Source organism: Nannocystis bainbridge, assembly GCF_028368995.1.
Classification (GTDB): domain Bacteria; phylum Myxococcota_A; class Polyangia; order Nannocystales; family Nannocystaceae; genus Nannocystis; species Nannocystis bainbridge.
On the sequence record NZ_JAQNDL010000002.1, the window covers coordinates 301,014 to 320,963 of the forward strand.

Here is a 19,950-nt window from a genome sequence, read left to right on the forward strand (position 1 = left end):
GAGGTGGTGGACCGCACGTCGGCGCGGGGGTAGGCTCGCTCCATGGCCCGGGCCGATCTTCACACGGCGTTTTTCGGCGGGCGGGGCTTCACGCTCTACCACGCCACAGGCGCGCACGGGAGCCGCCCGCTCACGCCGCATTTCCACGACGAGTACCTCATCTGCGCCCAGCTGGCCGGGCACGAGGAGTGTCACGTGGCCGGTCGGCTGTTCAGCTTCGAGCCCGGCGACGTGGTGCTGATGAACCCGCAGCAGGTCCACACCGGCAACACCCGCGGCAGCAGCGACGTCGACTACATCACGCTGTACGTCGACCGTCGGCTGGCGCTCGGCCTGGTCGAGGACGCCGCCGGGCCGCGCTGCGCGCCCGAGTTCACCAGCGTGCGCGTGAGCGGCCGCGTCGAGCTGGTGGCGGCCATCACGGCGCTGCACGACCTGGTGCGCAGCGAGGACGCGCCGGGCCGCACGCTCGAGGTCGAGGCCGCGCTGCAGACGGTGGTCAGCCACGCGTTCACCGAGTTCTCCAACCTGCGCGAGCCGCTGCGGCGCTCGACCAACCGCGTCGCCCACCGCAAGATCGCCCGCGTCGTCGACTTCATCCGCAGCCTCGACCCGCGCATCGACCCGACCACGCTGTCGCTCGACGAGCTGGCGGGCGTGGCCGAGCTGTCGAAGTACCACTTCCTGCGCCAGTTCGCGCAGGTGGTCGGGATGACGCCGGGGGCCTATCTGCGCACGCTCCGGCTGTGCCAGGCGGCCCGCGAGCTGCGGACCTCGCGGCGCTCTATCCTCGAGATCGCGCTGGGCGCCGGCTTCGCCGATCACCCGAGCTTCTCGCGGGCTTTTGCCCGCCATATGGGGATGACGCCGAGCCAGTATCAGGCTCTGGGGCCGCTCTAGCGGCCACGCGCTCGGCGTCGTCCTCGCGCAGGGCCGGGTCGACGTCGGCGTCCGGGTCGTCGGCCTCGTCGTCGTCGATCTCGGCGGTCTCGGGGGCACGCGCCGCGAGCTCGGCCACGGCCGGGCGCAGGGTCAGCAGGCCGAGGTGGCCGGGCACGACCGCGAGGCCGAGGGCGAGCTGCTCGGCGGCGGCGGCCGCGTCCTCGCGCTCCAGCGCGTCGCGCACGGCGGCCTCCTGGGCGGCGGCGAACATCGGGTTGTGGGTCAGGGCGGCGGCGGCGAGGGCGGCTCGCTCGGCGTCGGCCTTGGCGTCCTGGCGCGAGAGACCTGGCTTTTCGGGCATGTCCTTCGGGGCCTGCTCCGAAGGACCGGGCGCTTCGGACATGTCCTTAGGAGCCTGTCCCGAAGGACCTGGCCTTTCGGACTTGCCCGAGAGGGCGAGGCAGGCGAGCGCCAGGCAGTGGGCGCGCAGGCCGGGCTCGGTGGCCCGCTCGGCGGCCTTGCGGAAGGCGGCGACGGCGTCGCCGAGCTTGCCCTCGCCCTGGCGGACGCGGCCGAGCTCGAGGTGGCCCCACACGAACTCGGGGGCGCGGCGCAGCAGCTGGCGCAGCTCCTGGGCCGCGCCGCGCAGCTCGCCGGCGCGGCGCAGCGACTGGGCCAGGCGGAACCGGGCCAGCGGGGCGTCGGGGTCGAGGTCGAGGTGGCGGCGCAGCAGCCGGCGCTCGGCCGCGGGGGTGAGCTCACCGTCGTCGCCGAACAGGTCGGACTGGTACTCGCCGTCCTCGTCGAACAGGACCGAGAACTCGCCGAGCAGGGCCAGGACCAAACGGTCGATCGAGGAGGCGCACGGCAGACGCTCGCCGTCCTCCTCGACGAGCACGACGTCGGCGCCCTCGGCGTGCGGGTCGGCGACGAGGACCAGGAGGTCGCGCCCGCGCTCGCCGATGACGCGGTCGCCGGGGCGCAACCGGCCGTCCTCGGCGGCGGCCTCGGTGGCGCCGGCGTGGTCGGCGAGCGGGTAGAGGCGAGCCTCGCCGCCTGCGAGATCGAGGCCGTCGTAGGTGCCCCACAGCAGGGCGAGGTCGGGATCGATGCCGGAGGCCGCGAGGGCCTGCTCGCTGGCGGGGCCGCCGACGTCGTGGAGACCTTCGGGAGCGTCGCGCAGGCGGTCCTCGATGCGGTCGAGGTTGTTCAGGACGCGCCGGCGCTCCTCGCTCATGGCGGGGCCTCCTAGCACGCCGGGCGGGCGCGCGCCAGATGCGGCAGGAGCGGGCGCAGAGGCCTGTCCGCAGCGGGAGGCGCCCGGCCCGTGAGACGCCGTCGGGCGGGCGGGACGCGTCCACGGAGCGGCAGGACGCGAATTCGGCGCCGCTCGAAGGCGCCGACGCCGGCCTCGCTGCGTCCGGGCGAGCGAGGTGGGCGCCGTGTCGAGGTCGGGGCGAAGGAGGCTTCGGGAGCCGCGAGCGGCGGAGGCTCGAGCCCATGTGCCTGGGCCCGAGCTCGATGGTCCGCGGAATCGACGACGACGTGGCCCGGGCGGCCAGCGAGGGCTGGGAGCGGGTGGTGCTGTCGCAGGGCGTGGTCTGCTTCAAGCGGCCGCGCGGAGATGATGCGAGTCGGCCGCTCCCGGGCGCGGGTCAGCCGGCGGGCTGCGCCCTGGCGGGCGTGGCGAGGACGCTCTGGGCGCCGTTGTGGACGCCGAGGATCACGAGCTCGCTCATGTTGCCGAGCATGGCCGCGAACACGGGGCCGCTGGGCTGAAAGCCGGCCGGCAAGGCGACGCTGCGCCAGGCGCCGGCGGGGTCGCGGTGGAGCAGGCCGGTCTCGGTCTGGGCCCACATGCCGCCGTCGCTGGTGGGCCAGATGCCGGCGAATTGCGGGCCCGCGGGGAGGACCTCGAGCTTCCAGCCGCCGGTCTCGTAATGCAGCAAGTGGTTGGTGTTCGGGTGGTCGCGCAAGGTGATCGAGACGCCGTGCTTCTGGCGCGGGATGCTCTGCAGCCATTCCCAGCTGCCCGGCGGCAGCGGGGTGCTGTGGGTCTGGACGCAGGCAGCGTCGGCGCAGGCGATCTGGACCCGATATTCGTCGTGCTTCGAGAGGGCGAAGAGGTCGCCGGCCTTGCTCTCGACGAGGTCGCGCAGGTGCCCGTGCACCTCCGGCAGCGACGGGTCGGCGAGGCCGTTGCCTGCGACGCGCACGAGCTTGTCGTCGAGGACGGCGAGGAAGCCGACGTTCCAGCTCTTGCGCACGGGGCCGAGCCGGTCGGTCATGACCCATTGATCGAGGTCGAGATCTTGCGGGACCCACCGACTCCCACCGCGCCATCGATGCAGTCGCATGCGCCCGATGTCGGCGCGGTCGCCTAATTGGCTGAACTCGACGGCCCACGCCTCGTCGGGCCAATGACCGCTCATTGGCCACGCCGCGCCCGTGATCCCGGCGGGGGTCCAGGCGCCGGTGGGGTCGAGGGTGAAGAACTTCGGCGCCTCGCCGGCGAGCACGCCGGTGGCGAAGTAGCGGAAGCCGCCGGTCACGGGTGCGGCGGGGGTGACGACGGTGCGCCAGGCGACGGTGTGCTCGGTCGCGGCGATCGGCGCGGCGACGAGGGCGGCCGGGCCGGTCGGGGCCGAGGGGTCGGCCGAGGGGACGGCAGATGGATCGGCGTCGGGCTCGGGATCGGCGAGCGAGGGCAAGGCAGGCGCGCCAGGAGGGGCGTCGCTCGCGGGCGGCGTCTCGGGCGTGGGCGCGGCAGGGGCGGGCGTGGGCGCGGCAGGAGCGGGCGTGGGCGCGGCAGGAGCGGGCGTGGGCGCGGGCGCAGGCGCGGTCGCCGGGGCGGCGGGCGCAGGAGGAGCGGCGGGGGCGGCGGGCGTGGGCGCGACGTCGGCGGTCTTGCGGGCGTCGGCAGGAGGATTCGCGGTGCAGGCGGCGACGCCGAGGACGGCGGCGAGCGACGCGGAGAGGATGGTGGCACGGTCGGTCGTCGTCATGGCGAGCTCGCAGGCGTGATGGGTGGCAGACGCCCCTCGGCGAGGCGAATGGTATCAGCGATCGTCGAGGCTTCGGGGCGATCGGGATCGCGCGCGTCGACGCGTTCGAGGTCGATGTGCCACACCAGCGCGGCGGGGGAAGCTTCGCCGGGATGCAGTTCCAGGCGCACGCCGGCGGCCCCGTGGATCCGGTCGTCGACGACCGGGAGGGACGCGGCGTGGCGCAGGCGGCCGTCGAGGTGATGCCGGGGGACGAAGTGGCGCGCGAGGTAGCGGACGTCGCGGGCGAGCTCGCGGCCGTCGGGGCCGACGAGGGCGGCGTGCACGGCGAGGCGGCGGAACAGGTCGCCGGTGGGGAAGGCGTGGCCGACGTCGCGGGTGCGCAGCTCGAGCTCGAGGGCGTCGCCGTCGCGCCGCGCGACGACCTCGAGCGCGCGCTGCATGGCCGCCGGATCGCGGGTGGAGGCGAAATCGTGGGCGGCGGCCGGCATGTGACAGTCGGCGCAGCTGCGATCGGCGTGCGGCGAGCGCTGGTGCTCGCGCATGGTGGTCTGCATCATGGTGCCGCGGGCCTGGGCGCTGCCGTCGGGGAAATCGAACTCGTGGCAGGGGGCGCAGGCGCGGGTGGGGAAGGCAGGATCGCGGCGCAGGACGTGCGGGGCGTCGCTGCCGGCGCGGATGGCCGCGGTGACGATCGTCCCGGGGCCGCCGTGACAGTCGAGGCAGCCGACGCCGAGCAGCTCGGCGTCGGCGGCGGGCATGCGGGGGCGCGCAGGGGCGTGACAGTCGCGGCAGAAGGGGGTCGGCTCGCGGGCGTAGGAGCGCTGAAATTCGTCGTTGGTGAAGGCGGCGTGGTGCCGCGAGCGGGCCCAGGCGTCGGCGACTTCGGCGTGACAGGCGGCGCACTCGTCCTCGCGCGGCAGCCAGGTGATCGCGGGCTCGCGTGCGGGCGGGGCCCGGCGACCGTCACAGGCGGTCAGCAGCGCGACGAGCAGGACGAGGTGCGCGCGAGCGGCCAAGGCGGCGACGATAGCGGGCCGACGGGCGCTGCTCAAGGCGCTCGCACGAAGATTGACATAGGTCTCTTGGGACATGTCCCGAGAGTCCTATGTCGATTGTCGCTCGACCCCGGTGAATGGCCGGGGCGAGTGCGGACTCTTGGGGATGTCAGGCGCCGATCAAAGCGCGGCGAAGAAGTCCCAGATCGCGGGGCCGGCCCAGTCGGGCCAGCCGTGGCCGCCGAGGTCGGGCTCGTCGTGCTGGCACCAATGCACGGGGAAGCCGGACGCACAATCGTCGTAGGCGACGCACGGGGCGGGATCGACGGGGGCGGTGGCTTCGCCGCAGGTGTTGGCGGCCAGCCAGTGGTCGCGCGCGCCCTCGCCTTGCGAGAGCGGGACGGTGGTGTCGCCGGTGCCGTGGGCCAGCCAGGCGGCGACCTGGCCGCTGCAGGCGCCGAAGGGGCCGCCGCCGGCGACGGGGGCGATGGCGCGGACGATGCCGGCGCGGGCGCAGCCGAGGGTGTTGGACATGTAGCCGCCGAAGCTGTGGCCGGTGCTGAAGACGCGGGCCGGATCGATGCAGAGGCGGGCGCTGACGTCGGCGAGGATGGCGTCGAAGAGGGCGACGTCTTCGTTGGCGGGATCGAGGTCCCAGCCGGTCTGATTGTTCATGTCGGCGAGCGGGAGGCCGTCAGGGTAGACGAAGACGGCCTGGCCGGCGCTGGCCTCCTCGACTTTGAAATAGAGGCGCGCGAGCTCGCCGTTGCCGCCGCGGCCGTGCCAGGCGAACACCAGCGGATAGGCGACGTCGGGGTCGTAGCCCTCGGGGACGACGAGGTCGTAGTCGCGCTGCATGCCGGCGGCGTCGATGGTCTGGGCCATGAGGCCGGTGAACGGCGGGGGCTGACCGCACGGGCCCGCGGGCGGGGCTTCGGTGGTGGTGCCTGGATCGGTGCCGGTAGTGGGGCCCGGATCGGTGCCGGTGGTGGTGCCCGGGGCGTCGGTGGTGGTCGGCGCGGGACCTGTGGTCTGGCCTTCGGGACCTGTGCTCGAGGACATGTTCCCGGAGGCATCCGTGACGCCGGCCGAGCTCATGGCGCCGCTGTCGGCGGCGGTGGAGCAGGCGAGGACAGGCAGGAGGAGGAGCGCGAGGCGGCGGCCCATGGCGGCCACGGTAACGCGAGCGGGGGCGCGGACGCCATCGGGTCGCGGAGGCCCGCCGAGGGGCGCGTGGGAGCGCAGAGGCACGGGTCGGGGGCTGCAGCCGCCCTGCGGCGGGTTTGCCGAGGAGCGCGGCGGGCGGGCTTGCGCACGGCGAGGGAGACCGGGTGGCGCCGGTGCGAGGGGCAGGCGGAGATCGGCGCGCGAAGAGGGATGAAGAGCGATGCGACGTCCCGCGAGTGATGGCCTGCGCGGAGCTCGAGCGGCGAGGCGAAGGTGCAGCGTGCGGCGCTGCTCGTGTCTTGCACGTGGGCCCGGGGGCGGCGTGCGGAGCAGCTCGTGTCTCGCACGTGGGCCCGGGGCGGCGTGCGGAGCTGCTCGTGTCTCGCACATGGGCCCGGGGGCGGCGTGCGGGTCTCGTGAATCGTACGCGCGCTGCCGGGAGGCGGATGGGTTGTCGCTTGAAATTGCGTGCGAGCGGCGTGAACCTTTCGCGTGCAGCGGGCGTGGGTGAAGATCGGGTGGTTTTGGACCTGGTCGAAGGGTCAGGTCGTCGGTCGGGCGTGTGGAAAGTTCGATTGCGCCGGGCGGCGCGGTCTTTCATGCTCGAGGCTCGCAGCTGCGATTCGTCGTGATGTCGCTCTTTGCCAACCTCTCGCGGTCAAGGTCGAAGCCGATCGGGTCACGGCGTGGCGGGACAGGGCGTGGCGTCGCGGCGGCTGCGGAGGAGGTGAATCATGGCATCGGTGACGGCAATGCTGAGCGAGGCGGTCGCGAAGTTGTTCTGCGACGAATGGACGATCGCCGGGGTGCGCCAGGTGTCGCAGCATTTCCGCCGGCTCGACCTGTCGGGCGAGGCGCTGCGCAAGCCCCACGGCGCCGGCGACAAGGTGCAGGTGATGATCTCCGGCACGGGGCCGCGCACGTACACGCCGTTTTCGCATCGCCCGGAGCAGGGGGCGGTGTCGCTGCTGGTGTATCTGCACGGCGAGGAGCCAGGGGCGCGGTGGGGCCGCGAGGCGGCCGTGGGCGCGCGGGTGCGGGTGTTCGGGCCGCGCGGGTCGCTGCCGTTCGCGTCGCTGGGGTCGTCGGTGGTGCTGTTCGGCGACGAGACTTCGTTCGCGGCCGCGCGCGCGCTCCGGGAGCTGCGCGGGGCCGCGGCGCCGCTGGCGTTCGTGTTCGAGGTGACGGACCCGGCGGAGTCGGAGGCGGTGCTGGCCGAGCTCGACGTGGGGCCGCACGCGCTGGTCCGACGCGGGGCCGATCACCTGGCGGAGGTCGAGCGGCAGGTTCGCGCGGCGCTGGCCCGCCACGCAGGCGCCGACCTGGTGCTCTGCGGGAACGCGCGATCGATCCAGTCGCTGCGGGCCGCGCTCAAGGCCGACCCGCCGCCGCACGGGCGGCAAAAAGTGAAGGCGTACTGGTCACCGGGCAAGCGCGGGCTCGATTGAGGCGAGGGGCCGCGCTTGCTCGCCCCGTGGATGCGGCGCCTGCGGGGCGCGCGATGGTCTATCGTGGCGGCGATGGCCGACCGCGACGTCGAACGCAACTGCAGCCCCGAGACCTTCGTCGAGACCCTGCGCCGCCTTGCCGACGCGATCGAGCGCGGAGAGGCGTTCCGGATCCAGGTGGCAGGGGCCCGCTTCAACGTGCCGCGCGACGCGGCGCTGTCGATCGAGCACGAGGTGTCCGGCGACGAGGAAGAGCTCGAGCTGCAGCTGCGCTGGCGGCGGTGAGCCGGGCCTGCATGCGGGCCTGAGCGCGCCTGCGGGGATGTCCTTGCGGACATGCTCGGTAGAGCGTGTCCGGAAAGGGCGGCGATGCGGGGCGACGAAGGCGGCCCCATGCGGCATGGTCCAAGGGACATGCTCGCGGGGACAGGGCCTTTGCGGCATGTCGCACAGGACATGCCGCAAAGGTCAGGCCGTCACGGCTTGACGGCGATCCGGCCGGTGTAGTCGATGCGGTGGAGCAGCGGGGCCCCGCCGTGCGCGGCGAAGTAGCCGTCGACGGCCTCGCGAGCGCCGCGCCAGTGGCCGTAGTCGTCGACGATGAGGACGCCGCCGCGGGCGAGGCGGGGGTAGAGGTGCTCGAGCTCGTGGCGGGTCGACTCGAACCAGTCGGTGTCGAGGCGGAGGATGGCGATGGCGTCGGGGATGGTGGCGGGGATGGTGTCCTCGACCTTGCCCTTGACGAAATGCACGTGCGCCTGCGGGTAGCCGGTGGTGGCGAGGCTGGCGGTGGCGTCGGCGAGGCTGTTGGCGCAGAAGACCTTGTGGTCGGTGCCCTTGATCTTGTCCCAGTCGCCGAGCGGGCTCTGATCCTTGAACGAGACGTCGCGGGCGGTCGGCTCGCTCATGCCCTCGTAGGTGTCGTAGAGGTAGAGGTGACGCTCGCGCTCGCCGAGCTCCTGGAAGCCGAGAGCGGCGACCATGGCGCTGCCGCCCTTCCACACGCCGCACTCGACGAAATCGCCGGCGATGCCGGCGCGGTGGACGTGACGCACGGCCTGGTAGAGCGCGTACATGCGCTCGGTCGAGGTCATGGTGTACGGCCGGGCGCGGTCGTGGATGGCGCGAAAGCCAGGTTCGAAGTCGGGGTACTGCTGGCGCCAGCGGCGGTCGTCGCGGAGGCGGCGGAGGCGATCGAGGAGCGTCACGGGTGGCGCGGAGGGTAGCAGGACGAGGCGTGGGCGCGGATGCGTTAGGTCTCTTCGACCAGGCGCAGCCGCGGGCCGCGGTCCATCAGCTCGCAGAAGCGGCGGACCGCGCCCTGGAGGGCGGCGACGCAGCGCTCGAACACGAGGCGGAAGTCGCCCTCGGCGGCGAGGAACAGCTCGGCGGCGGCCTGCATGTCGTCGTGCTGCGGGTAGAGCTTGACGACCTTGAACTCGGCGGTCACCTCGGCAGCGGCGATCCGCGCCCAGTGGCGCTCGGCCTCGCTCTCGAGGCCCCAGAAGTTGGGGAACACCAGGCGGAAGTACAGCGGGTCGTCGTCGTCGACGGTGAGGCAGTAGAAGCGGCCCTCGCACTTGAACACGAGGTCGCCGGCGTCGTCGGCGACGGGCCGGAAGCCCTCGGCGCGCAGGAACTCGGCGTAAACCTCCGCCTGGCTCATGCGCGCAGGATACCCCGCGCGGCGGAGGGGCGGCAACGCTGGCGCGAGCGCGGCGAATTGCGGGCGCTCATACGCGGGACGGCTTGCTTTCAGCGCGGCGCGTGGTGCAAGACCGTCGGCTCGGGCAAGATCTGGCGCAGGTACGCGTCGGCGAGCATGCCGGACCGTTGCTCGCGCGGGTAGCCGAGCGAGCACTCCTCGAAGCGCACGCCGTCGATCCAGTCGGTGCGCCGGGTGTGAAGGTGGCCGCTGACGACCACGCGCGCGCCGTAGCGGCGGTGCCAGTCGTGCGTGGCGAGCGTGCCGCACCACGGGCGGTACCGCGGCACGCGCGGGATGAAGATGAGGTCGTCGCGCAGCGGCCAGTGATTGACGAGGACGGTCGGGTGCGCCTGCGATCGCTCGAGCCGCGCGGCGGCCGTGCTCACGCGCGCGGCGGACCAGGCGGCGATGTCGGGGAACGGGGCGGGATCGAGGCGCGATTCGTCGGCGGCGACGACGCCGTCCTCGGCGGCCCAGGCGATCGCGCCGGCGCGGTCGAGGCCGGGCGGGGCGAAGCCGTAGTCGTAGAGCAGCGCGAGCAAGGCGATGGTGTGCGGGCCGCCGTCGCCGGGCCACACGGGCCACTCGTCGTCGACGCCGACGACGCCGCGCGCGCGGCACAGCTCGCCGAGCGCGGCCAGCTTGTCGGCGCCGCCGAGGCGGACGCCCCGCTCCTCGGAGGTCCACAGCTCGTGGTTGCCGGGCACCCACAACAGCCGGGCGAACCGCGGCTGCAGCAGGTCGAAGGCCCACTGCATGTGATCGCCGGTCTCGCCGATGTCGCCGCCGACGATGAGCCAGTCATCTGGCTTTGGGGACAGGTGGACGAGCAGCTCGCGGTTGCGGCGGTGACCGACGTGGAGATCGCTGAGGGCCCAGAGCTTCATGCGGGCGCCGGCAGGCTAAGGCGGCGAGCGCGAGCTTTCAAGCGCGCGCGGGAGGGCGGAAGGGCCGCAGGGCGGCGGCGAACCCCGACCAAGGTCGGGTCCGCCGGCGCGTGCGTCGAGCGCCGCGGCCCGGGCGAGGCCGCGCGTTCGCGGTATGCTGCGCGGCGCATGACGACCCTCCCCAACGATCCGTCGGCCCAGCGGCGCGAGGCGACCTTCCCGCGGCTCACCGAGGCGCAACAGCACCGGCTGTGTCGCTACGGCCGCCGCCGCCCGATGCGGGCCGGCGAGATCGTGTTCGAGCACGGCGAGACGGGCACCAATTTCTTCGTGATCCTGTCGGGCACGCTCGAGGTGGTGCAGCCGGGCTACGACGGGGTCGAGCACCCGGTGGTGATCCACGAGGCGGGCCAGTTCACCGGCGAGATCAACATGCTGACCGGGCGCCCGAGCCTGGTGCGCGCGCGGGTCGGGGCGCCGGGCGAGGTGCTGGAGATCGATCGGGAGGGGCTGCGCCACATCGTCCAGGTCGAGGCGGAGGTCGGCGAGCTGTTGATGCGCGCGTTCATCCTCCGCCGCGTCAGCCTGATCGCCCACAACGCCAGCGACGCGGTGCTGGTCGGGTCGGTGCACTCGCCGGCGACGCTGCGGTTGAAGGAGTTCCTGACGCGCAACGGCCACCCGTTCTCGTACATCGACGTCGAGCGCGACGCGGACGTCGCGGGGCTGCTCGAGCAGTTCCAGGTGGCGGTCGACGAGGTGCCGGTGATCATCTGCCGCGGCAATCAGGTGCTGCGGAACCCGACGACGGAGGAGGTGGCGCGCTGCCTCGGCTTCAACGCGGACGTCGATCGCAGCGTGCTGCGCGACGTGGTGGTGATCGGGGCCGGGCCGGCGGGGCTGGCGGCGGCGGTGTACGCGGCGTCGGAGGGGCTCGACGTGCTGGTGATCGAGCGCAACGCGCCGGGCGGGCAGGCGGGCTCGTCGTCGAAGATCGAGAACTACCTGGGCTTTCCGACAGGTATTTCGGGACAGGCGCTGGCCGGGCGGGCGCTGACGCAGGCGCAGAAGTTCGGGGCCCACGTGGCGGTGGCGATGTCGGCGGTGCGGCTCGACTGCTCGCGCACGCCGTACGTGGTGGAGCTGGAGGGGCAGGGCTCGGTGCAGGCGCGGGCGATCATCCTGGCGACCGGGGCGCAGTACCGCCGGCTCGGGGTGCCGGACCTGAGCCGCTTCGAGGGCGACGGGGTCTACTACGGGGCGACGCAGATGGAGGCGCAGCTGTGCTCGGGCGAGGAGGTGATCGTGGTCGGCGGCGGCAACTCGGCCGGGCAGGCGGCGGTGTTCCTGGCCGAGACGGTGCGCCACGTGCACGTGCTGGTGCGCTCGAGCGGGCTGGCCGACAGCATGTCGCGCTACCTGATCCGCCGGATCGAGGAGCACCCGAAGATCACGCTGCGGCCGTTCACGGAGATCGTCGAGATGACCGGCGAGACGAGCCTGCAGCAGGTGCGGTGGGTCAACCGCAAGGACGGGACGAGCGAGACGCGCCCGATCCGCCACGTGTTCTCGATGGCGGGCGCGCGCCCGAACACGGGCTGGCTCGAGGGCTGCGTGGCGCTGGACCCGGCGGGGTTCGTCAAGACCGGGCCGGACGTGACGGCGGAGGAGCTGGCCCCGCGGCCGTGGCGACGCGCTCCGTACCTGCTCGAGACGAGCCTGCCCAACGTGTTCGCGGTCGGCGATGTGCGCTCGGGCAACGTCAAGCGCGTGGCGTCGGCGGTCGGCGAGGGCTCGATCTGCGTGCAGATGGTCCACCGCGCGCTGGCAGAGTGAGACAGGCAGGGCAAAAACGGAGATCGATCATGGCGAACGAGACTTGTGACCACCTCGACCAAATCCACGATGTCCGCCCGCACACCCGCGGCTGCGAGGAGTGCCTGAAGCTCGGCGACGAATGGGTGCACCTGCGCCTTTGCATGTCCTGCGGGAAGGTCGGCTGCTGCGATTCGTCGAAGAACAAGCACGCGACGGCGCATTTTCAGCAGACGCAGCACGCGATCGTGCGCTCGCTCGAGCCGGGTGAGCGGTGGTTCTGGTGCTACGTGGACGAGGTCGGGTTCGAGGCGGAGTGAGGCGAGGCGCGGCGGAGGCCCAGCCGCGCGGCGTCACAGGGCGAAGACTTCGAGGTTGTCGAAGAACACCCGGGCCTCCCAGCCGCCGAAGGCGAAGTGGCGCTGGGCGGGGCCGCTGAGCGGCTCGGGGTCGTCGTAGCGGAGGGCCTCCTGGCCGTCGAGCTCCCAGGTGATGCCGCCGTCGCGGCGGGTGACGGCGAAGTGGTAGCGCTTGCCGGCCTCGACCTTGAGCGCCTGGGTGGTCTTGCGATCGCCGCCGTGCTCGTCGCGGCGGACGATGGCGCTGGTGGTGTTGTTCCAGCCGCCGAAGATGACGACGTAACCAGTGGCGGTGTAGCTGGCGCTGCGGGCGAAGCTCTTGCCGTCGCCGGCGAGCTCGATCTTGATGTCACCCTCGTCGGTGGCGGCGCGGGCGTCGAACTCGATGCGCACGTTGTCGGGCAGCGGGAGGGTCAGCCAGAGCGGGTGGTTGCGCAGGCCCTCGATGACGAGCTCGCCAGCCTCGATGCGAGCGCCGGGGCCGGTCGATTTCCAGGAGTCGCCGAGCTCGGGGCCGTCGAAGCGGTCGGCGAACAGGAGCTGGGCGGGGCCGGCGCTGCTGTAGGTGCGGGGCAGCTCCTCGCAGGCGAGCAAGAGCAGGGCGAGGGGGGCGAGGCGGCGCATGGCGAGAGGGACAGGTCCGATAGGCAAGGTCGAAAGGGACATGTGCGAAGCGCCAGGTCAGGCGCGGGCCGCGGGGTCGGGGCCGAGCATGCGGATCAGGCGGTCGGACCAGCCGTCGGGCAGGCCGTGCGGGACGTGCTGTTCCGGGTCGAGGGCGGCGGCGCCGATCTGGTCGAACACGGCGGGCAGCGGCTGCGGGTGGAGGGCCAGCTCGAGCAGGACGACGCCGGCGCTGAACAGGTCGGTGGCCGGGGTGGCGCGGGCGGCGGGGCCGGGGCTGCGCAGCTCGGGGGCGAGGTAGCGCAGGGTGCCGGCGTGGCCGCTGCCCGAGCGTGGGTCGGCGAGGGCGAGGCCGAAGTCGGCGAGGGCGACGGGCGAGCCCTCGCGGGCCTCGCGGACGAGGATGTTGGCGGGCTTGATGTCGCGGTGGACGGCGCCGGCGGCGTGCACGGCCCTGAGCGCGCTGACGATCTGGGCGCCGACCCGCGGCAGGTCAGCGGGGCCGAGCAGGCGCTTGCGCACGGCGACGCGCAGGTTGCCGCCGCGGCACAGGCCGAGGGCGACGAAGCGGTGGGCGGGCTGGACGTCGAGGAGGGCGACGACGTGGGGGCTGCGCACGCGGGCGAGGGTGCGGGCCTCGGCGAAGAAGCGGGCGCCGACGAGGCGGCCGTCGCTGCCCTCGGCGACCAGGCGCTTGATGGCGACGTCGCGGCCGACGCGGCGGTCGAAGGCCTGGTAGACGACGGCGTGGCGGCCGCGGCCGAGCGGGCGGCCGAGCTCGTAGCGGTCGACGCCGAGGCCGGCGACAAGCTCGGTGGCGTCGAGGCCCTCGAGCAAGGCGAGGCCGCGGCTGGCGTGGGCACCGCCGCGGCCGAGACGGCGCTGGGCGGTGCTCCAGCCGCGCAGGGCGCGGGCGTGGTCGATGTCGACGGCGAGCAGGGCCTCGAAGTGGCGCAGGGCGCCGAGCGGGTCGCCGCGGTCGAGCAGGGTGTCGCCGAGCAGCAGGTTGGCGGCCACGTAGGCGCCGGTGGGCTGCCAGCGGCTGTCCTCGACCTCGGGCAAGGCGAGGGCGGCGCGGGCGAGCTCGACGCCGAGGTCAGGCGCGAGGGCGTCGCACAGCTCGCGCGCGAGCACGAGGACGAGCTCGGGCCGCGGGCGCAGGCGCAGGTGGGCGGCGAGGCTGACGAGGGCGCCGCGGACGTAGCCGGCGTGGCTGAGGTCGCGGAGCTGGCGATCGATCTCGGGGGCCGGGGCGCCCTCGACGAGGCGGCGCGAGAGGGCGGCGATGCCCGGCAGCTCGCGCGGCAGCTCGGCGCCCTCGGAGAGGCGCGCGAGCACGGCCCGCAGCTGATGGTCGAGGGCTGGATCGACGCGGATGTCACCGCGGAGGGGCTCGATCGGCATGGGGACGGGGGAGGGGGCCGGAGGGACAGGTCGCGGGGGCTGATGACAGGGTCGAAGAGATGGGTTCTTTGGGGAATGTACTCGGGGACAGGTTCTTCGGGGCATGTCCTTATGGATATGGCCGTTGGGAAATGTCCTCGGGGACATGTCCTCGGGGACACCGGTCAGGTCATGGCGATCTCGAGGGTAAGGCGGCCGTCGGGGAGGTCGAGGTGGAGGCGGTCGCCGTGGAGGAGCTCGACGGTGGCGCCGGTGCCGAGGGGCTCCTGGCCGAGCTGGGCGCGCACGCCGGGGGCGATCCGCACGGCGATGAAGGGCGGGCGCAGCTCGAGCACGGCGGGGATCGGGCGGTCGGGGGCGAGCCACAGCGGGCCGCCGCCGGGCAGGTAGAGGGTCCAGGGGGCGACGAGGCCGGGGGCGAGCGGGCGCAGGAGCGCGCCGAGCTCGGCGCGCTCGCGCGGGAGCGGGTGGACCTCGAGGCGGGCGGCGGCCAGGCCGAGGGCGAGCTCGCCGGGGCCCTCGAGGGCGAGCGGCTCGCCAGGGGCGAGGGCCTCGCCGCGCCAGAAGGTGCCGGAGCGTGAGCCGAGGTCGACGAGGGCGACCGCGAGCTCGACCTCGTCGAGGCCGGCCTCGCTGGCAGCGGCGGCGGCGATGGCCTCGAGGCGGAGGGCGGCGTGCTCGCGCGAGAGGCTGACGCCGCCGAGGCTGAGCTCGACGTCGGGCGAGCGACCGAGCCGCAGGTCGGTGCGCAGGACGACGCGGGTGGCCTGGCCGGAGCCCCAGCGCAGGTCGAGCCGCTGGCCGCGCGGGAGGGCGACGGCGAGGTCGGCGTGGACGCGGGCGAGGGCGGCCCGCAGCAACGGGGTGCCGCTGTGGGCGAGCGGGCCGCGGGCGGTGCGGGCGTCGTGAAGGTGCTCCTGCAGCAGGCCGTGGGCGAAGAACCGCCGACCCTCGCGCAGGGCGGCGTCGATCTCGTCGCTGGCGCGCTGGAGTTCGGCCTCGGCGTGCTCGATGCGGTCGATGAGGCCGAGCACGTACTCGAGCTGGGTGACGGCGCCGGCCCGCTCGTAGGCGACGGCGGCCCGCCGCAACATGTGGAGGCGCTCGTAGATCTCGCCGGCGATGGCGCCCTGGTCGGCCTCCTCGAGCGCGCGGGCGGCCTCCATGAGGATGGCGCGCCGGGGGGCGCCGTCTTCCATGAACTCGGCGTGGCGCAGGAGGGTCTCGGCCAGCGCCTGGTGGAGGCTGCGGCCCTCTTCGGTGGCGCCGGAGTGGCGGGCGGCGCCTTCGCGCAGGAGGGCGATCCGCTGGGCCGTGCCGCACAAAGTATGGGCGTACTCGAGGCGCAGGGCGGCGGCGCGGGCGTGGTCGCCGGTGTGCTCGAGGGCCCGCGCGCGGGTGAGGCCGTCGCCAGGGCGGGCCGGCGTGTCGAGCGCGGCGGAGGGCGGACGCAGGGCAGGCGGCGGGGGTGGGGGCGGCGGACGCGGCTTGCTCGGGCGGGACAAGCAGCGCCCATGCTAACACGCCGGGACCCGGACGCCGCAGGGCGCCGTCTGCGGGCCCGCGGCGCCCGGCAGCGAGGCTTTCGCGCGCGCCAGGCCAGGCCGGGAGTCGAGGCCGTAGATGGCCCGCAGGGGAGCGGCTACACTGCCGGTCCCGATGCCCGCCCTGCTCGAGCCGATCGCCGCCGGCCAGACGCGCTTTCATCTCCAGGGTCTGGCGCCGGACGCTCGCGGGGTGGCGTGCGGGCGCGAGACGCTGGTGGCGTTCCCGTCGCTCGACCGCCTGGTGGCGTTCCTCGGCGCGTACAGCGAGGAGTGCAGCCTCGACGAGCTGATCCCGACGATGACGATCGAGCGGGCCCGCCGCGAGGGCGGCGGTCATGCGCTGCTGATGCGCTGCGCCGGCACCGACAGCTACGCGCTCGATCGCCTGGGCCGGCTGTCGCTGGCGGTCCACGGCCAGCTGTTCACCGGCAGCGGCACCGTGTTCGTCCGCTACCGCGACCGCATGGCCCCGTTCGGCTACGACCTCGCGGGCAGTACGACCACGGCCGCGAGCCCTGAAGAGGTGCTGGTGGTCGATTTCGACGTCGCGGCGCGCTACCGCGCCCTCGATCGGCTCGACCCGGTCGAGCTGATCCAGCGCCTGTCGCTGCGCCAGATCCCGCTGCCGCTGGCCGGCATCGCCTCCGACCCGCAGCTGTGCGGGCTGCACGAGATCGCCCTGGTGCTGGTGGCACCTGGCCTTTCGGACAGGGTCCTGAGCTACCTGTGGAGCAACCAGGTGCCGCTCGCGGGGGTCCGCGTGGCCCTCGCCGGCGAGCGCCGGGCCAGCCTGCTGGTGCGGCTGCGCCAGCCGAGCGGGCAGGTGCTCGACGTGCTGCACGGGATCCCGGGGGTCGAGCTGCTGGCGCCGGTGTCGCAGCGGGCGGCGGTCGAGATCGGGTACCGCCACCCGATCCACCTGGCGTCGGCGTCTTCGTGCCTGCCGGGCGACGAGATGTACCTGTTCCGCGGGCGCGTCGGCCGGGTCGAGCGGCTCGACGGGGCGCCGCAATTCATCGACGGGGCCCACCTGGTGCGCAGCGAGACGGCGGCGCGGGTCCACGAGCCGGGCGACGCCCGCGGGACCGCGGTGCAGGCCCTCAAGGTCGAGCTGCGGCTGCGGCCGACGGCGTCGATCCGCGAGCCGCGGGGGGCGCTGATCCGCTGGGAGCAGGCGGGCCTGCTGCGGCGCCTCATCTACCTGATCCCGCCGATGGCGCTGGCGGCGGCCCGGCTGGCGGTGCTGCCTCAAGGGATGCTGGTGCTGACCGGGTCGTCGCTCGGCGGCGCGGCCGGGCTGGCGGCAGGGGTCGGGGCGGCGGCGATCATCCCGCTGGGGATGCGCATCGTCGAGGTCGCGCCGGGGGTGCTGGTGCCCGACGGGTTCGAGCTGTGGCCGCACGTGCGCCCGCAGCTGGTGCGCGAGCTGCTGGGGCTCGAGGCGGCCGACCACGCGCTGTTCCTCGGCACCGAACAGAGCCCGCTGCGCCTGCGGCCCGATCACCTGGCGCCGCTCGACGCGGCGATGATGAGCCGGCTCGAGCTGGCGGTGATCGAGGCGAGCCCGTCGGAGACGCCGACTTCGGGCCCGGCGACGCTGCAGAACGAGCGGCTCGGGCGCTTCGCGCTGTGGGGCTTCGGCGAGGCGGGCCGCGGCGGGCGAGCCGTCGCGGTCGAGGAGCCGAGCGAGACGCCGGAGCTGCCGCCGGGGCGAGAGTCGTGACCCGGGACCTCGGCGAGTTCTGTGCCCGCTTCGTGGCGCCGCTGCTCGGCGGCGGGACGGTGCACGTGGCCGCGCCGGTGCGGCCGGCCGACTTCCGGGCGATGACCGGCGGGCTGGCGACGCTGCGCAGCGGCGAGGTCGCGGCGCTCCGGCTGCAGCGCGCGCAGCAGCTGGTGGCCGAGCCCGACCTGCAGGAGCCCGGGGCCGAGGAGCTGGCGCTGTGGGTGGCGCTCTACAACCTGCTCGTGCTCGACCACCCCGACCGCAGCCGCGTGTGGGCGCGCCAGGCGACGTGGCGCCGGGTCGAGTCGGCCGCCCGCTACTGGCTGCTGTTCAGCCGGCCCGAGGGCTTCTCGGCGGCGCTGGCCAACCACGCGGCGGTGGGGGCCTTCTTGGAGCTGGCGCGCCGCGATCAGATCCTGAGCGGGGCCGAGGGCGAGCTGCGCTTCGTCGGTCAGGAGATCCCGCGTCGGCGCCTGCGCTGGACGGTCCCCGGCGCGCTGTCGGTGCGCGAGGAGACGGTGACCTGGTGGTCGACCGCGCACGTGGCCGAGGTGTCGGCGCTGCAACAAGATGTCCTTTGGGCCAGCCCCGTGACGTGCCTGCTGCGGCCGCTCATGGCCCCGCCCGGCTACAGCCCGCTCGAAGGCGCGAGCTTCCTGCGCCACCGCGCGTTCGCCCGCGCGGTCTGCCACGCGTGGGCGTCGTCGCGGCACTGGATCGAGATCGGCGGGACCGTGCTCGGCTCGCTGCTGTTCTCGCTGACCGGCCGCCCGCTGTCGGGGCCGACGCCGAGCTCGGGGGCCACGGGCGCGGCGTCCGCGGGCCGGCCGATGCTGGCCCTGCCGGCGCCCGTCGACACCGCCGGGCCCGAGGACGTCGCGGCCCTGGTCGCCGCCCTCATCCACGTCCATTTCCTCCGCGTGCTCGAGCTGGGCGCCCGGCTCGGCGTCGCGCCCACCAGCCGCGACCGCCCGGTGCAGATGTTCCTGGCCCTGCCGCTGCTGCTGCCCGCGCTGGGCGAGGTCCTCGGCTCTCCGCTCGGCGGCGCGGCCGAAGGCCTCGGCTTCGACGCGCAAGTGGAGCGGCGCTGGATCGAGTATATCGATCATCTCGGCGAGCTCATCCCGCGCTCGGTCGTCGAAAATCTCCTGGCGACGCTCGTCCCGCGCGTCGTAAAAGCCGAAACAGAGCCATGAGCACCACCCCGGCCCCTCCCTCGATCAGCGACCTCGCCCGCCGCCTGCAGGACGGGGCGCGCCAGCTCGAGCAGCAGTTCCTCGGCAAGGAGGAGATCATCCGTCTCCTCTTCATCTCGGCCCTGGCCGGCGAACACATGGTGATGGTCGGGCCGCCCGGCACCGCCAAGAGCGCGATCGTCCGCGCGTTCGCGCAGGTGATCGACGCCCGCTTCTTCGACTACCTGCTGACCCGCTTCACCGAGCCCAACGAGATCTTCGGCCCGGTCGACATCCAGGCGTTCCGCCAGGGCACGTACCGCCGGCGCATCGAGAACATGCTGCCCGAGGCCGAGGTCGTGTTCCTCGACGAGATCTTCAAGGCCAACAGCGCGATCCTCAACAGCCTGCTCACGCTGGTCAACGCGCGCCGCTTCACCCACGGCACCAGCACGGTGCGGGTGCCGCTCATCTCGCTGTTCGCGGCCAGCAACGAGGTCCCGACCGACGAGGCGCTGTCGGCGATCTTCGACCGCTTCCTGCTGCGCGTGCGCTGCGACTACCTCGACAGCTATCACTTCCGCGGCCTGCTGCAGAAGGGCATCCAGCTCGAGGTGCAGCAGATGGCCGACGTGCAGGTCGGGCGCAAGGTGGCGACCGCGGCCGAGCTGCTGTCGATCCAGCGCGACTTCAGCCAGCACGTGAAGATGAGCGAGGAGTTCCTCACCACCTTCAAGGGCATGGTGTTCCAGATCCGCTCGGAGGGCATCGGCCTGTCCGACCGCCGCGTGGTCAAGCTGCTCAAGGTGTTCGCCAGCTCGGCGCTGTTCGACGGCCGCGACCACGTCACCGACGCCGACCTGTTCATCCTCCGCCACGTGTGGAACACGCCGGAGCAGGAGGAGATTCTCCAGGAGATCGTCGGCCCGGTGCTCGACCGCTGGTACGAGTCGCACCCGGACCACGGCCGGATCGGCGCCACGCCGACCAGCCTGCAAGACCTGCTCGAGGAGCTGCGGGTCATCCGCGAGACGCTCACCGGCAGCCAGGTGCTGTCGGACATGCAGCTGTTCAGCCAGCTGCGCAACCTCGGCGACATCAAGGCGGCGCTGCTGCGCATGCAGGACAGCCCGACGGCCCAGCGCATGGTCGGCGAGGTCGACAAGCTGCTCGAGACGATGTTCGCGTCGAGCCGGTTCGCCTGA

At 73.7% G+C, this 19,950-nt stretch carries 18 protein-coding genes; 8 read left to right on the forward strand and 10 right to left on the reverse strand.

The genetic code is table 11. The features are described 5' to 3' along the window. The first annotated feature begins 42 nt into the window (after positions 1-42). Complete coding sequence (locus POL25_RS18860; protein WP_272087482.1) at positions 43-900, forward strand: AraC family transcriptional regulator; 858 nt, start codon at positions 43-45, stop codon at positions 898-900. On the opposite strand, the gene POL25_RS18865 is transcribed toward POL25_RS18860, so the two are convergent. The 4 genes from POL25_RS18865 to POL25_RS18880 form a co-directional block, all read right to left on the reverse strand. Further along, a complete protein-coding gene (locus tag POL25_RS18865; protein WP_272087483.1) occupies positions 785-2,119 on the reverse strand; it encodes a hypothetical protein in 1,335 nt (444 codons plus the stop codon). The two genes, POL25_RS18860 and POL25_RS18865, sit on opposite strands and share 116 nt — an antisense overlap. Positions 2,120-2,537: 418 nt before the next feature. Further along, entirely contained in the window at positions 2,538-3,887 is a 1,350-nt protein-coding gene (locus POL25_RS18870; protein ID WP_272087484.1) for a hypothetical protein, read from the reverse strand. Continuing rightward, positions 3,884-4,906 (reverse strand): multiheme c-type cytochrome, encoded by a 1,023-nt coding sequence (locus POL25_RS18875; RefSeq protein WP_272087485.1) that lies wholly within the window; start codon positions 4,904-4,906, stop codon positions 3,884-3,886. The genes POL25_RS18870 and POL25_RS18875 overlap by 4 nt, the downstream gene beginning before the upstream one ends. 159 nt (positions 4,907-5,065) lie before the next feature. Continuing rightward, positions 5,066-6,052 (reverse strand): CE1 family esterase, encoded by a 987-nt coding sequence (locus POL25_RS18880; protein ID WP_272087486.1) that lies wholly within the window; start codon positions 6,050-6,052, stop codon positions 5,066-5,068. Positions 6,053-6,786: 734 nt separating this feature from the next. Here POL25_RS18880 and POL25_RS18885 point away from each other — a divergent pair. Beyond that, complete coding sequence (locus POL25_RS18885; RefSeq protein WP_272087487.1) at positions 6,787-7,500, forward strand: siderophore-interacting protein; 714 nt, start codon at positions 6,787-6,789, stop codon at positions 7,498-7,500. 72 nt (positions 7,501-7,572) lie between these two features. Next, positions 7,573-7,785, forward strand: coding sequence for an amphi-Trp domain-containing protein (locus POL25_RS18890; protein ID WP_272087488.1), 213 nt, complete (start codon positions 7,573-7,575; stop codon positions 7,783-7,785). Between the two features lie 191 nt (positions 7,786-7,976). Here POL25_RS18890 and POL25_RS18895 read toward each other — a convergent pair whose 3' ends face one another. From POL25_RS18895 to POL25_RS18905, 3 genes are all read right to left on the reverse strand, one after another. After that, positions 7,977-8,708: a TylF/MycF/NovP-related O-methyltransferase gene (locus POL25_RS18895; RefSeq protein WP_272087489.1), complete on the reverse strand. Its 732-nt coding sequence runs from the start codon at positions 8,706-8,708 to the stop codon at positions 7,977-7,979. 44 nt (positions 8,709-8,752) lie between these two features. Then, entirely contained in the window at positions 8,753-9,166 is a 414-nt protein-coding gene (locus POL25_RS18900; protein WP_272087490.1) for a hypothetical protein, read from the reverse strand. 89 nt (positions 9,167-9,255) lie between these two features. Continuing rightward, on the reverse strand, positions 9,256-10,095 hold the full coding sequence (locus POL25_RS18905; protein WP_272087491.1) for a metallophosphoesterase family protein: 840 nt from the start codon (positions 10,093-10,095) through the stop codon (positions 9,256-9,258). A 168-nt stretch (positions 10,096-10,263) separates the two neighbouring features. Here POL25_RS18905 and POL25_RS18910 point away from each other — a divergent pair, with 168 nt between their 5' ends. Then, the gene (locus tag POL25_RS18910) at positions 10,264-11,931 is read left to right on the forward strand and encodes an FAD-dependent oxidoreductase (RefSeq protein ID WP_272087492.1); all 1,668 of its coding nucleotides are present in this window, start codon (positions 10,264-10,266) and stop codon (positions 11,929-11,931) included. 29 nt (positions 11,932-11,960) lie between these two features. Beyond that, positions 11,961-12,230: a UBP-type zinc finger domain-containing protein gene (locus POL25_RS18915; RefSeq protein ID WP_272087493.1), complete on the forward strand. Its 270-nt coding sequence runs from the start codon at positions 11,961-11,963 to the stop codon at positions 12,228-12,230. A 33-nt stretch (positions 12,231-12,263) separates the two neighbouring features. Here the strand turns inward: POL25_RS18915 and POL25_RS18920 are convergent, their stop codons facing one another. The 3 genes from POL25_RS18920 to POL25_RS18930 form a co-directional block, all read right to left on the reverse strand. Beyond that, the gene (locus tag POL25_RS18920; RefSeq protein WP_272087494.1) at positions 12,264-12,893 is read right to left on the reverse strand and encodes a DUF6250 domain-containing protein; all 630 of its coding nucleotides are present in this window, start codon (positions 12,891-12,893) and stop codon (positions 12,264-12,266) included. Between the two features lie 57 nt (positions 12,894-12,950). Continuing rightward, positions 12,951-14,297 (reverse strand): serine/threonine-protein kinase, encoded by a 1,347-nt coding sequence (locus tag POL25_RS18925; RefSeq protein ID WP_272087495.1) that lies wholly within the window; start codon positions 14,295-14,297, stop codon positions 12,951-12,953. Positions 14,298-14,461: 164 nt separating this feature from the next. After that, the gene (locus POL25_RS18930; protein ID WP_272087496.1) at positions 14,462-15,802 is read right to left on the reverse strand and encodes an FHA domain-containing protein; all 1,341 of its coding nucleotides are present in this window, start codon (positions 15,800-15,802) and stop codon (positions 14,462-14,464) included. Positions 15,803-15,956: 154 nt separating this feature from the next. Here POL25_RS18930 and POL25_RS18935 point away from each other — a divergent pair, with 154 nt between their 5' ends. From POL25_RS18935 to POL25_RS18945, 3 genes are read left to right on the forward strand one after another with little or no spacing between them, the layout of a single operon-like run. Further along, positions 15,957-17,567, forward strand: a complete 1,611-nt coding sequence (locus POL25_RS18935) for a hypothetical protein (RefSeq protein WP_272087497.1) — start codon at positions 15,957-15,959, stop codon at positions 17,565-17,567. Then, on the forward strand, positions 17,564-18,766 hold the full coding sequence (locus tag POL25_RS18940) for a hypothetical protein (RefSeq protein ID WP_272087498.1): 1,203 nt from the start codon (positions 17,564-17,566) through the stop codon (positions 18,764-18,766). The genes POL25_RS18935 and POL25_RS18940 overlap by 4 nt, the downstream gene beginning before the upstream one ends. Beyond that, on the forward strand, positions 18,763-19,950 hold the full coding sequence (locus tag POL25_RS18945; protein ID WP_272087499.1) for an AAA family ATPase: 1,188 nt from the start codon (positions 18,763-18,765) through the stop codon (positions 19,948-19,950). The genes POL25_RS18940 and POL25_RS18945 overlap by 4 nt, the downstream gene beginning before the upstream one ends.

Bases quoted from the DNA above. Each gene is read 5' to 3' on its own strand.
- POL25_RS18945 (WP_272087499.1), top strand. From the start codon at position 18,763: ATGAGCACCACCCCGGCCCCTCCCTCGATCAGCGACCTCGCCCGCCGC.
- POL25_RS18885 (WP_272087487.1), top strand. From the start codon at position 6,787: ATGGCATCGGTGACGGCAATGCTGAGCGAGGCGGTCGCGAAGTTGTTC.
- POL25_RS18925 (WP_272087495.1), bottom strand. From the start codon at position 14,297: ATGCCGATCGAGCCCCTCCGCGGTGACATCCGCGTCGATCCAGCCCTC.
- POL25_RS18865 (WP_272087483.1), bottom strand. From the start codon at position 2,119: ATGAGCGAGGAGCGCCGGCGCGTCCTGAACAACCTCGACCGCATCGAG.
- POL25_RS18915 (WP_272087493.1), top strand. From the start codon at position 11,961: ATGGCGAACGAGACTTGTGACCACCTCGACCAAATCCACGATGTCCGC.
- POL25_RS18890 (WP_272087488.1), top strand. From the start codon at position 7,573: ATGGCCGACCGCGACGTCGAACGCAACTGCAGCCCCGAGACCTTCGTC.
- POL25_RS18905 (WP_272087491.1), bottom strand. From the start codon at position 10,095: ATGAAGCTCTGGGCCCTCAGCGATCTCCACGTCGGTCACCGCCGCAAC.
- POL25_RS18920 (WP_272087494.1), bottom strand. From the start codon at position 12,893: ATGCGCCGCCTCGCCCCCCTCGCCCTGCTCTTGCTCGCCTGCGAGGAG.
- POL25_RS18870 (WP_272087484.1), bottom strand. From the start codon at position 3,887: ATGACGACGACCGACCGTGCCACCATCCTCTCCGCGTCGCTCGCCGCC.
- POL25_RS18910 (WP_272087492.1), top strand. From the start codon at position 10,264: ATGACGACCCTCCCCAACGATCCGTCGGCCCAGCGGCGCGAGGCGACC.
- POL25_RS18860 (WP_272087482.1), top strand. From the start codon at position 43: ATGGCCCGGGCCGATCTTCACACGGCGTTTTTCGGCGGGCGGGGCTTC.
- POL25_RS18900 (WP_272087490.1), bottom strand. From the start codon at position 9,166: ATGAGCCAGGCGGAGGTTTACGCCGAGTTCCTGCGCGCCGAGGGCTTC.
- POL25_RS18880 (WP_272087486.1), bottom strand. From the start codon at position 6,052: ATGGGCCGCCGCCTCGCGCTCCTCCTCCTGCCTGTCCTCGCCTGCTCC.
- POL25_RS18935 (WP_272087497.1), top strand. From the start codon at position 15,957: ATGCCCGCCCTGCTCGAGCCGATCGCCGCCGGCCAGACGCGCTTTCAT.